Genomic DNA, 11,549 nt, shown 5'->3' on the forward strand with positions numbered 1-11,549 from the left:
GCCGAGACCTCGCACCGAGTTCGGACAAGGCTGCGGGATTCTGCGCCATTCTGCGGCGCCGGGCGTCTATCGCCATTGGCGCTACGCACCGCCCATCGAGCTTGCCGATTGGATAGAACATTTCTGGCTGGAAGAGTGGCGGTTCGATTCGTCGGTGCCGCAGACGAGAGAGGTGCTTCCGCATCCCAGTGTCCAGATGGTTTTTGCTGCGAACCGCTCGCGCATCTACGGCGTGCAGCTGGGGCGCTTTGTTCGCCAGCTGGCGGGCAACGACCGAATTTTCGGCATCAAGTTTCGCCCGGGAGCATTCCATCCTTTTTTGCGCAAGCCGGTCTCGGCAATGGCGAACACTTCCGTCCTGGCGACGGAGGTATTTCCCGATGCCGCCGATGCGGAAAGAGAAGTGCTGGCCTGTTGCGATGATGGAGAGATGGTGCAGGCTGCGACGCGTTTTCTCGTGGCCAGACTTCCGCCAAGGGACTCACACGCGCAGCGCGCGCGGCGGATGGTCGAGGAGATCGCTCGCGACAGCAGCATCACGCGCGTGGAGCATCTCACCGTGCGATGGGATATCCATGAACGGTCACTGCAACGGCTGTTCGACCGCTACGTCGGTGCCAGCCCGCGCTGGGTGATCAAGCGCTATCGAATCTACGAAGCGCTCGAAAGCGTGGGCGTCGCGGCGCAAACGGGATGGGCAGAGCTTGCGCAGAATCTGGGCTACTTCGACCAGGCGCATTTCATCAATGACTTCAAGAAACTCGTCGGCTGCTCGCCAGGTGAATACGCCAGGCCCTTGCCGGATGGCGACGATGCGGACACTCAACTCGATCTTTCGATGGCTGCCGGTCTGCGATGAGCGGCGAGGCAGGAAAAGACGCTCATGACCACGAGGGCCAAAGCTGCCATTTCCAACGAGGTTGGCCAGCGCCGCTCCCAAAGAAAACCGTAGATCAGCGCGAATACCGTCTCGAAAAGTATCATCTGGCCGACCAGCGTCAGCGGCAGCAGGCGGCTCATCCGGTTCCATAGCGCATTGCCCACGATGGAAGCCAGAACCGCGACGCCGATCGAGACTGCGCCGAAACGCATCCACTCGCCTGTGCTGTGCTGCGCCGTTTCGAGGACGAGTGCGAGTGGGAGCAGAACCAGATTCTGCAGGCCGGTGACGATGCCGATGAGCAGGTTCCAGTCGTGGGACGAAACGTGTTGGAGTCGGATCAGGCAACGGGCATTGCCGACCGCATAGGCCGTCCATGATGCCAGTGCGCCGATGGCACATAGCAGCCCGATCATTTGCTGGCCATTCGCGGCGATCGTTGGTCGCGCAAGCACCTGCCAGCCGATGCAAACTGCACCTGCGGCGCAAAGCAGCAACGACGGCAGCAGCCTGTGCAGAGGCACGGCATTTCGATCGCGACTGCCGATGATCGTGACCGCAACCGGCAGAAAGCCGATCACCAGCGAAGTCATCGCAATGCCGCCGGTCTGCACCGCGTTCGACATCAGGATGTAGTACAGCGTGTTGCCGGCGAAGGCGAGCCAGACCAGGTTCCACCATTGGCGGTGGTGAATGTGTTGCGTCAGCGCGCGCCAGCGCGGAGCGATCAGCACGGCCGCGATCAGTCCGTAGCAGAGATAGCGGCCGACGCTCAGCTGCAGCGGACTGAATCCGCGCGCCAATTCGGGGGCGAGAAATACCAGCCCCCACAGCGCGCCGGCGCCGATGCCGCAGGCCATTCCGGTCCATCGGTTGCGTTGTCCCAAGGCAGCGGAGGCGAGTGCGGGCGAGATCGTTGTCGTGGTCATTCGAGAATATTATTCTCGGTAAACCGATATTTGCGCTCGATCTTTGGGCTGAAGACGAAACAAATAATCACTTATGGAACCTCTGCATAGACGTAGCGAGCGAAGGCAGATCGCGCGACGCCGAAGCGCAGGAACCGGAGTTTGCAAACAGTAAATGAGGATGACTCGCCGCATCCGCGGCTCACCCTGCAGGTCATTCGCTGCGCGAATGTTCGCTCCGGCATCCTGCCTGTGCAGTCCGAGCACCGCCGGCGCGTGAGCTGACGAGCGCAGTAGTTTATTCAGAGGTTCCTTATGCCGAAAAAGACGCCTGATCACGGTTTTATTCTGGATCGCCACGACCGCGCCATCCTGCGCATCGTCCAGCGCGACAACAAGATCCCGCAACGGAGCATTGCCGAACAAGTGAATCTCTCCGCCGCGGCCGTGCAGCGTCGCATCGCCGCGCTGGAAGCGGCCGGAATCATTGCCGCGAACGTGGCCATCGTCGACCCGAACGCGGTGTCGGCGACGATCACGGCCATCGTCGAAGTGCACCTGAAAGACGAGCGCGCCGCCACGGTCGACGGCGCGAAGGCGTTGTTCCGCGAAACAGCGGAAGTGCAGCAGTGCTTCTACGTCACCGGCGGGATCAGCTTCATCCTGATCATCATCGCCGCCGACATGCGCAGTTACGAGGGACTGACCCGCCGCCTGTTCGCCGAAAACGAATTGGTCGAGAGTTTCCGAACCCTCGTCGCGCTGGATCGCGTGAAGACGGACACGGCCATCGTCGTTCCATGAGGTCGCGATGACTGCTGTTGTCGGCATTCACGCAGCTTCGGCGCACCCGGGCTTCGATTTCGTTCATGACGTCTCCCGCGCGGAAGCGCGCCGTTCGGCGCGAGTCTCCATCCACTCGTAAAGCACGGGCAGCAGCAGCAGCGTGAGCAAGGTCGACGTGATCAGGCCGCCTACGACGACGGCCGCGAGCGGCCGTTGCGTCTCGGCACCGACGCCGCTTGACAGCAGCATAGGAACCAGGCCGAGGATCGCGACGCTCGCGGTCATCAATACCGGACGCAGGCGCAAAGCGGTACCGCGGACGACGGCCTCGCGGATCGACAGCCCCGACGCGTGCAGTTCGTTGAGAAAGCTCACGAGCACGATGCCGTTGAGCATCGCCACGCCGAACACCGCGATGAATCCGATTGCTGATGGCACCGACAGGTATTGGCGCGTGATTGCCAGCGCGAGAATGCCGCCGATCGTGGCGAACGGCACGTTGGCAAGAATCAATCCCGCGTGTCGGATCGAATTGAACGCCGTGTAGAGCAGGACGAAAATGAAAAAGATCGTCGCCGGCACGATCAGCGCGAGTTTGGCCATCGCGCGCTGCTGATTCTCGAACGCGCCGCCCCATTCGACCCAGTAGCCGGCCGGCAGTTTCACCTGCTGTTGAATCGCCGCGTTGGCGTCCTTGACGAAACCGTCGATGTCGCGCCCGCGAACGTCCATCTGGATCACGGCATAGCGCTGCAGTTGCTCGCGCCGGACGAAGGAATAACCCTCGCCGACACTGACCTTGGCGACCTGATTCAATGCAACGAGCGCACCGCTCGGCGTGCGTAGCGGGACTTGCTCGATCGCGGGCACGGAGGCCTTCGACGCATCGTCAAGCCGTACGGCGATGTCGAAACGTTTGACCCCGTCGAGCAGCGTCGACACGGGCTCACCGCCGATGCCGTTGCGCACGAGCGTGAGTACGTCTTCCGCGTTGAGGCCATAGCGCGCCAGCGCATCGCGATCGACCGCAATGCGGATCTGCGGCTTGCCGGCATTGGCTTCGAGCGCAAGATCGGCGACGCCGGGAACCTTCGCGAGCACGTTCTTGATCGCTTGGCTCTGCCGATCCAGTTCGGCGAGATCCTCGCCGTAGAGCTTCAGCGCCAGCGTCGCGCGCACGCCCGAGATCAGCTCCTCGACGCGCATCTGGATCGGCTGGGTGAAGCTCGGCACCGTCGTCGGAACGACCCGCTCCAAGGTTTCGAGCATGTCGACATCGAGCTGCTTGATCGAACGCCCGGATTTCCAGTCGCTCTGCGGCTTCAACGCCGTGTAGATTTCCATGTAGTTGACGTCGGCGGTCTCGCCTTTCTCGGCGCGGCCAATCATCGCCAGCGTCGTCTCGACCTCGGGAAACTTCTGGAAGGCTTCGGCGATCTTCTTCGACACCTCGATCGATTCGTCGAGCGAGGTCGACGGAATCGAGGTTACGCGCCACATGATCGAACCTTCCTGCAACTGCGGCATGAACTCCTTGCCGAGGAACGGGAACAGCGCGAGTGCGAAGACCAGGGCGCCACCGGCGATCGCGAGCGTGCGTTTCTTGCGTTCCAGCGCCCAGGCGAGAATCGGCCGGTACGCGCGCTTGAGCCAAGTGACCAGCCATGTATCCTTCTCTTCCTTGGGTTTGAGAATCAGCGCGGCAAGCACCGGGATCAAGGTCAACGAAAGGATCAGCGAGCCGGCCATCGCGAAGGCGATGTTGAACGCCATCGGCTTGAACATCTTGCCTTCAAGGCCCTCGAGGCTGAACAGCGGCAGGAAGACGACGACGATGATGCCGATCGCGAACGTGATCGGATTCGCAACCTCGCGCGCCGCAGCGAGAACGGCGGCGGTGCAGTCGACTTTTTCTCCGTGCGCCTTGCGTTCGGCCATGATGCGGAACGCGTTCTCGACCATGACCACGGCGCCATCGACCATCATGCCGATGCCGATCGCGAGGCCGGCGAGCGACATCAGGTTCGCCGACAGGCCGGCTTCGCCCATGCCGATGAATGCCATCAGCATCGCCATCGGCAGGGCGACGATCACGACCAGCGCCGAGCGCAGTTCGCCGAGAAACAGGAACAGGATCACTGCGACCAGCAACGAGCCCTCGATCAATGCGCGCACCGCCGTGCCGACCGCCTTGTTCACCAGTTCGGTGCGTTCGTAGATCGGCTTGATCGTCACGCCTGCGGGCAGTGCGGAACGCGCGGTGTCCAGCTTGGCCTTGACCGCATCGACGACGCTCTTTGCGTTCTCGCCGATACGCGCGAGCGCCTGACCCATGACCACTTCCTTGCCGTCGCGCGTGACCGCGCCGAAGCGCGGTGCCGGCGCCTGGGTGATTTCGGCGACATCGCGCACATACACCGCAGTTCCATCCTCGCTCTTGAGCACGATACGGCCGAGGTCGTCCGCGTTCTTCACGAGTCCGAGGCCGCGCACGAGATATTGCTCGCGGCCGACGTCGATGAAGTTGCCGCCGACCTGACCGTTGTTTGCCTCGATCGCGGTCATCACCTCCTTGAAGCCGAGCTGATGTTTGATCAGCTTGAGCGGATCGATGCGCACCTGGAACTGGCGCTCACCACCGCCCCACGAAGTCACGTCATCGACGCCGGGCGCGGTGCGCAGGATCAGGCGCACGCTCCAGTCCTGCAGGCTGCGCAGGTCCATGTCGCTGATCCTGTCCTTGAGTTTCTCGTCGTTGCGCTCGATCGTGTACCAGAACACCTGGCCGAGGCCCGAGGCATTCGGCCCCATCTCGGGCTTGCCGTAGCCGGTCGGCAGGCGATCACCGATTTCCTGCAGGCGTTCGTTGACAAGCTGGCGCGCGAAGTAGATGTCCATGTCGTCGGCGAAATAGACCGAGACATAGGACAGGCCGAACAGGCTGACCGAGCGGATCTCCTGCACCTTGGGCAGGCCGGCGAGCGAGGATTCGACCGGAAACGTCAACAGCTGCTCGACGTCCTCGGCTGCGAGTCCCGCGGACTCGGTATAGATGTTCACCTGCACCGGGGTGACATCGGGAAATGCGTCGATCGGGACGGTGCGCACCGCGCGATAGCCGAGGAACGCGATCACCAAGAAGGCGATCAGGACCAGTACCTTGTAGCGCAGCGAAATTTCGACGAGGCGATTCAGCATGACACGCCCCCGCTGCGCAGGGAGTTTGCGTCAATGAGCATCGCCTTCTCCCAGTTGCGATTTGAGCAGGCGGGCTTTCAACGCATAGCTGCCCTTGACCGCGATCGCGTCGCCGGCGCTGAGGCCCTGCTTGACGACGGTCCAGTCGCCGCGGGTTTCGCCAGTGGCGATCGGGGCGATTTCGAAGTGCTCCTGCTTTGCGATTTTGAACACGACGTTTTGCCCCTGAATCTGGACGATGGCCTCGTTCGGGATTGCGACGACCTGCGTCGCCGCCGACGTGGCGACAAAGACGTCGACGAACTCGCCCGCATGCAGCAAATCGTCGCGATTCGCCGCCTCGATGCGAACGGGCGTGGTACGCGAACTCTCCGTGCTGCGGTGAGCCAGCTGGATCACTTTTCCCGGCAGCACCTGATTGCGATCGACGATGCGCGCGGCCGCGCCGAGTGCAATGCGTTCCGCATCGCCAGGCGGCAGTTGCGCCTCGATCCACACGCTGCTTTCGTCGACCAGGGTGAACAACACCTTGCCCGATTCCACGCGCTCGCCGACGATGAAGTCATCCGAGGTCACGCGCCCGGCCTGCGGCGCGATGAGCGCGAATTCGCCCGTGGCCCGCGCTGAACCCTGGCGCAGCAGGCTGGCGATTTCGCCGACGCCGACGCCATAGGCGCGCAGCTTCGCGTGCGCCTGATCGCGGGCCACTTGCGCCTCGGTGTAGCGCTTGGCCGATACGGCTTCGGCGCCGAGCGAACGCACGCGTTGCCATTCGCGTTCGCCGACGATGAGTTGACCCTGCGCTTCGGCCACCTCGATGCTCGATAACGTGACGAGCGCTTGGCCTGCTTTGACTTCGTCGCCGAGTTTCGCGTTGCGCCTGACGATCTGTGCGGCAATGCGTGGACTCACCAGCACCGTGGCATAGCCGTTTGCTTTGACTTCGCCGGGCGCGCGAATCTCGTCTTGCAGGGTGCGCGCTGCAACCGTCGCGGTGACGATTCCAAGTTGTTTCTGCGCAGTGGCATCCACGGCCAGCGGACTTGCTTCATGGGATTCCGAATTGGCGGAATTTTTCTCCTCGGCAAACACAATGGATCCGAGCGCAAGGCCCGAGGCGAGCAACACGATTTTCAACTTCATGCAAAATTCCTTCGAGTTCATGGCGCCTCCATACCGAGCCAGCGCTCGGCTGCGCCCGAGGCGGCCAGCCAATCGGCCCAGGCCTGCCATACCCGGGCGCGCAGACCAACGGCGGTCAGTTCGGTTTCGATGCTCTGCTTCAGCTGCACGAGGTAGTCGGCCGTCGACAACTCGCCGGCTTCCCAGAGGCGCTGCAACAACGCTGCGCGGTCGCTGATGCGCGCTGCCTTGCTTTGTTCCCAGGCCTGCCAGGCGTCATGCAGGGCGTTGTAGCTGACGCCCGCTTGCTCCGCCTCGGCCGCGGCGCGCTGGCGAAGATCGCGAAAGTTCGCATCCGCTTCATCGGCAGAGGCGCGCGCCGCGCTGACTTCGGCGCTGTAGTCGTTGCGCACGAACAGGGGAATGCGCAGGCTCAGGCCGATGATGTTGTCGCTGACCGGTCCGCTGCGGACGCGGCCGCCAGTCAGACTCAGCGTCGGGTCGGGGCGGCGGTCACGTTCGGCGACGGTGACTTTCGCCATCGCCACTTCGGTCTCCGCTTGCGCCTGGCGTATCGCCGGCAGCGATTCAATCGCGGCGGCTGGTAACGGCAGCACAACGGCTGCAGGTAAACCGCGCGGCAGTTCGGGCAGAGTGATTTCTCCGCTGGAAACATTCGCCAACGTCCGCCGTGCCTTGGCCTGATCGGCGAGCAGCTCGGCTTGCCGCGCGCGTGCTTCCTGCAAGGCCAATTCGGCCAGATCGCGTTCGAGCTGCGGAATATCACCGGCGACAAACCGACGTTGCGCGAGCGTCGCGAATTGGCTCAGCAGTTGTTGGCGTTGGCGACCGAGCTCGACCTGATCCGCGGCGACGCGGTATGCGGCGAATCCGCCGATCCATTCGAGCGCGACGCGCTGACGCACAAGATCGCGCTCGGCGCTGGCGGCGAGCACTTCGGCGCTTGCTGCGCCGCTGCGCGCGCGGCGTTTGCCGGACCAGTCGATGGTCTGGCTGATACCGACGCTGCGCCGATCCACATCGGCGTTCTCCGCCGCGAGTTCAAGTTCGGGGTTGTAGATCGGCCTGCCCGCCGCGTCCGCGCGCGCCTGCGCGGCGGCGAGCCTTGCCTGTGCGGCCTGGACCGCGGGATTGCGTTGCCAGATCGTGCGCAGGCTTTGCGTGAGCGCGAGCGGCGCTCGATCCAGCGCAACGGGCTCGATCGTTTCGGCGTGGGCAAATCGACCGGGTGTGGACATGACCGTACCGACGAGCAGCGACAGCCAACAGGCGCGAGATCGCGCCTTTGCAGAAAGCGACATGGAAAACTCCTGAAATCCTATGCGCGGCGCAGAACGCGCCGACGAACGCTCAATTCAAGCGATGAGGGATTTCAGGCGATCGGAGGGCGAAGCACGGGCTCGCGCGCGGTCAGAAGCGGCGCGGGCACGGCCTCGGAAAAAACCACGCCGCGAAACTGCATCGGGACCAAACCGACATCGGCGATCGGCAACGCGGAGCCGTGCGCACAGCTGCAATGACAGCCACCTTGGGCAGCATGCCAGCAGGCAAACGCGGCATCGTCATCGGCGGAAGAGCCGGCTGCGCTCGCATCTGCGACAACCACGGCCGTGGACGACGAAGGCTCAGCGCGCGGCCCATCCGTGAGGCATGCCGTGGCAATGCTCACCTTCGCCAGCATGACGAAGACCGCAAGCCACATCACCGCCGCAAGGTGGCGACGCAAGCGCGCGATCAAAGGTGGCGAGCGACCGATCATGGGCCACACCTTAGCTTCCCCGCGCGGGGTTATACAATTTCATTCGCGCGATTCGCGCTCGCGTGCAGACGGAATCTGTCCGGATCGGCGCACCTCGAAACGGTGCGCCGATCGTCGGGCATGCACCCTCGGCTCAATCGTCCAGGCTGCCCATGGTCATGTTGACTGTCGTGCCGGTCATTGCGCTTGCCTTGTCGGAGGCGATGAAGGCAGCCATGTTCGCCACTTCCTCGAGCATCATCACCCGGCGCGGATGGGTCATGCCGGCGAGATAGCTCTGGAACTGCTCCCAGCTCAGACCCATCTGCTCGGCCTTGAGGTCGTAGACTTCGCGCATCGTGCCCGTTTCCGGGATGCCGTGCGGACGCAGGCCGACGACGCGAATCCCGTGCGGAGCGAGTTCGGCGGACAGGTCGCGGGTGAGCGCTTCCTTGGCGGCCTGGGCGGCACCGTAACCTCCGTTCAAGCGCGTGCCGGTCCGCGCGGGAAGGGCGGAGAGAGTCATGAGCACTCCCGACTTGTTCGCGATCATGCGCCGTGCGGCGAGACGCGCAGTGAGGAAATACGAAGTCGCGTAGGCCGTGACCGGCCGCGAGAAGTGCTCGACATCCATGTCGACCAAGGCTACGCCGATCACGTCGGCGCAGGGATTGCCGATCGCGTTGAAGGAGATGTCGACGCGACCGGTCTTGTCGATCACCGAGCGGAGATGATCGTCGACGGCGCGCTCGTCGAGCGCATCGACCTGCGCCGCCTCGGCGAATCCGCCCGCGGCCACGATGCTTTTCCGCAATGCTTCGACCGGTGCTCGCGTGCGTCCGGTCAGGAACAGCCTGGCACCTTCGTTTGCAAAGGCTCGCGCAACGGCACTGCCGATTGCGCCGCCTGCGCCGTAGATCACGGCGATCTTGTCTTTCAGGATCATGTGAGGTTCCTCGTTCGGTGTAGAGTTCTGGAGTGGTTTGCCATCACCGCGAAGTCCTCGGCGACAGGAATCGCCTTGGACGACGGTTCGATGGAACGACGATCGAACGATCACCCGGGGGACATTTTTTTGGGGCGCACGATGCGGTCGCGCAAAGATGTCGTCCCGCGACGCGCGTGCGATGCGTCGCTGCCGCGTGACTTCGACGAACAAAAATATTTGTCCTTTTGTGCCACGCTCGAACGTCGAAATGCTGCGACTCCCCGCCGAGTCGTATCCTTCCATCACTCAGGAGGCACCATGGCCCGGTTCATGTTCGTCTTTCGTCTTCCGCACGATCAGCCGCCGCGTTCGCCCGCACAGTTGCAGGACACCCTGCCCAAATGGCAGGCGTGGTTCAAGGAACTTGCCGAGCAAGGTCATCTCAAGGACCCGGGCAATCCGCTGGAGCGCGGCGGCAAGGTGGTTCGCGGTTCCGGCAAGGGAGTTACCGACGGTCCTTATGTCGAGAAGGACCTCGTGATGGGCTACATGCTGGTGGAGGCCCGCGATCTGGACGAAGCCTGCGAGATCGCCTCCGGTTGCCCGCGTCTGGCCACGCAGATGGTGGTCGAAGTGCGGCCGATCATTGCCTTCAATCCGTGATGAACGCGTTCGACCATCTGTTCCGCCACGAATCCGGACGCATGGTCGCCGCGCTGACGCGCATTTTCGGCGCGCACAATCTCGCCTTGGCCGAGGACGTCGCCCAGGATGCGCTCTGCCGTGCGCTGGAAGTCTGGAAGATCCAGGGGACGCCGGACAATCCGGGCGCCTGGTTGATGGCGACGGCGAAGCATCGCGCGCTGGATCTGCTGCGTCATGCAAAAAGGGTACAGGACCTCGCGCCCGAGATCGCGCGCGCAATACAGGACGATCGTGGCGCCGAATCGACCGTCGACGAACTGTTCGGCGCCGCGGCGATACAGGACGACCAGCTGCGGCTGATGTTCTCGTGCTGCAATCCGCGTCTGGCCGAGGAGGTCCGTGTGGCACTCGTGCTGCATATTCTCTGCGGCTTCAGCACCGCCGAGATTGCGGCCGCGTTCCTGAGCCACGAGGAGGCGATCAAGAAGCGGATCCTGCGCGGAAAAAAATTGCTCGCGAGTTCGCGCCGACTGTTCGAACTGACGCGTCGCGATTCCAGCGAACGCCTGTCCTCGGTGCATCGCGCACTCTATCTGCTGTTCAACGAGGGTTATCACGGCGCCTCCGCCGAATTCGCCGTACGCAAGGAACTCTGCGACGAAGCGATCCGGCTCGGCGCGCTGTTGTGCGAAAACGAATCCACCGCAGTCCCCGCGACCCATGCGCTGCTCGCCTTGATGTGCCTGCACGCGGCGCGCCTGCCGGCGCGGATCGATTCGGCGGGAGACTTCACGATGCTGCTCGACCAGGATCGCTCGCGCTGGGATGCGCGCCTCATCGCGGACGGCCAGCGCTTGATGGACCTGTCGGCGAAAGGAAAAACGCTCAGTCCTTATCATGTCGAAGCGGCGATCGCATCGATTCATGCCGCAGCCTCGAGTTCGAACGAGACGCCATGGGAATCGATCGTGGCGCTCTACGATGCGCTGATGCAAATCCGCCCGTCGCCCGTGGTTGGGCTCAACCGCGCCCTGGCGATTGCGCAACGCGACGGACCGCGCCGCGGGCTGGCGGAAATCGAATGCATTGCCGATCGCGATCGGCTTGCGGAATATCCCTTCTATTCGGCCGCGCTCGGTGAACTTCATCTGCGCCTCGGTGACCTGGGCGCCGCGCGCGCTCATTTCACCGATGCAATGCGACTGGCGCGAAACGCCACCGAGCGGCGCCTGCTCCAGCGTCGCATCGCGGAATGCGGCAGCACCGCATTCGCCGCGGTCAATGGCATCGCGAATCGGTTGCGCGCCTGACCCCGACATCGGA

The 11,549-nt window shown here is 63.5% G+C and carries 10 protein-coding genes; 4 read left to right on the forward strand and 6 right to left on the reverse strand.

Features of this window, described 5'->3' with window-relative positions; genetic code table 11:
- On the forward strand, window positions 1-859 hold an 859-nt coding region (locus VF497_RS08585), incomplete at its 5' end, for a helix-turn-helix transcriptional regulator (protein ID WP_330887681.1).
- Here VF497_RS08585 and VF497_RS08590 read toward each other — a convergent pair.
- Window positions 823-1,740 carry a DMT family transporter gene (locus VF497_RS08590; protein ID WP_330887699.1) on the reverse strand — a complete coding sequence of 306 codons (918 nt, stop codon included), beginning with the start codon at window positions 1,738-1,740 and terminating at the stop codon, window positions 823-825. The two genes, VF497_RS08585 and VF497_RS08590, sit on opposite strands and share 37 nt — an antisense overlap.
- Window positions 1,741-2,103: 363 nt before the next feature.
- On the opposite strand from VF497_RS08590, the gene VF497_RS08595 reads away from it, so the two are divergent.
- Complete coding sequence (locus VF497_RS08595; protein WP_330887683.1) at window positions 2,104-2,592, forward strand: Lrp/AsnC family transcriptional regulator; 489 nt, start codon at window positions 2,104-2,106, stop codon at window positions 2,590-2,592.
- A 63-nt stretch (window positions 2,593-2,655) separates the two neighbouring features.
- On the opposite strand, the gene VF497_RS08600 is transcribed toward VF497_RS08595, so the two are convergent.
- The 5 genes from VF497_RS08600 to VF497_RS08620 form a co-directional block, all read right to left on the reverse strand.
- Window positions 2,656-5,772, reverse strand: coding sequence for a CusA/CzcA family heavy metal efflux RND transporter (locus VF497_RS08600; protein ID WP_330887685.1), 3,117 nt, complete (start codon window positions 5,770-5,772; stop codon window positions 2,656-2,658).
- A 30-nt stretch (window positions 5,773-5,802) separates the two neighbouring features.
- Window positions 5,803-6,915, reverse strand: a complete 1,113-nt coding sequence (locus VF497_RS08605; RefSeq protein WP_330887687.1) for an efflux RND transporter periplasmic adaptor subunit — start codon at window positions 6,913-6,915, stop codon at window positions 5,803-5,805.
- A gap of 17 nt (window positions 6,916-6,932) precedes the next feature.
- Window positions 6,933-8,216, reverse strand: coding sequence for a TolC family protein (locus VF497_RS08610; protein ID WP_330887690.1), 1,284 nt, complete (start codon window positions 8,214-8,216; stop codon window positions 6,933-6,935).
- Window positions 8,217-8,287: 71 nt separating this feature from the next.
- On the reverse strand, window positions 8,288-8,653 hold the full coding sequence (locus tag VF497_RS08615; RefSeq protein ID WP_330887692.1) for a hypothetical protein: 366 nt from the start codon (window positions 8,651-8,653) through the stop codon (window positions 8,288-8,290).
- Between the two features lie 154 nt (window positions 8,654-8,807).
- On the reverse strand, window positions 8,808-9,599 hold the full coding sequence (locus VF497_RS08620; RefSeq protein WP_330887694.1) for an SDR family oxidoreductase: 792 nt from the start codon (window positions 9,597-9,599) through the stop codon (window positions 8,808-8,810).
- Between the two features lie 300 nt (window positions 9,600-9,899).
- Between VF497_RS08620 and VF497_RS08625 the strand changes: the two genes are divergently transcribed.
- Window positions 9,900-10,244 (forward strand): YciI family protein, encoded by a 345-nt coding sequence (locus VF497_RS08625; RefSeq protein WP_330887695.1) that lies wholly within the window; start codon window positions 9,900-9,902, stop codon window positions 10,242-10,244.
- The gene (locus tag VF497_RS08630; protein ID WP_330887697.1) at window positions 10,244-11,536 is read left to right on the forward strand and encodes an RNA polymerase sigma factor; all 1,293 of its coding nucleotides are present in this window, start codon (window positions 10,244-10,246) and stop codon (window positions 11,534-11,536) included. The genes VF497_RS08625 and VF497_RS08630 overlap by 1 nt, the downstream gene beginning before the upstream one ends.
- Window positions 11,537-11,549: the final 13 nt, after the last annotated feature.

Source organism: Rudaea sp., assembly GCF_036383415.1.
GTDB lineage: Bacteria > Pseudomonadota > Gammaproteobacteria > Xanthomonadales > Rhodanobacteraceae > Rudaea.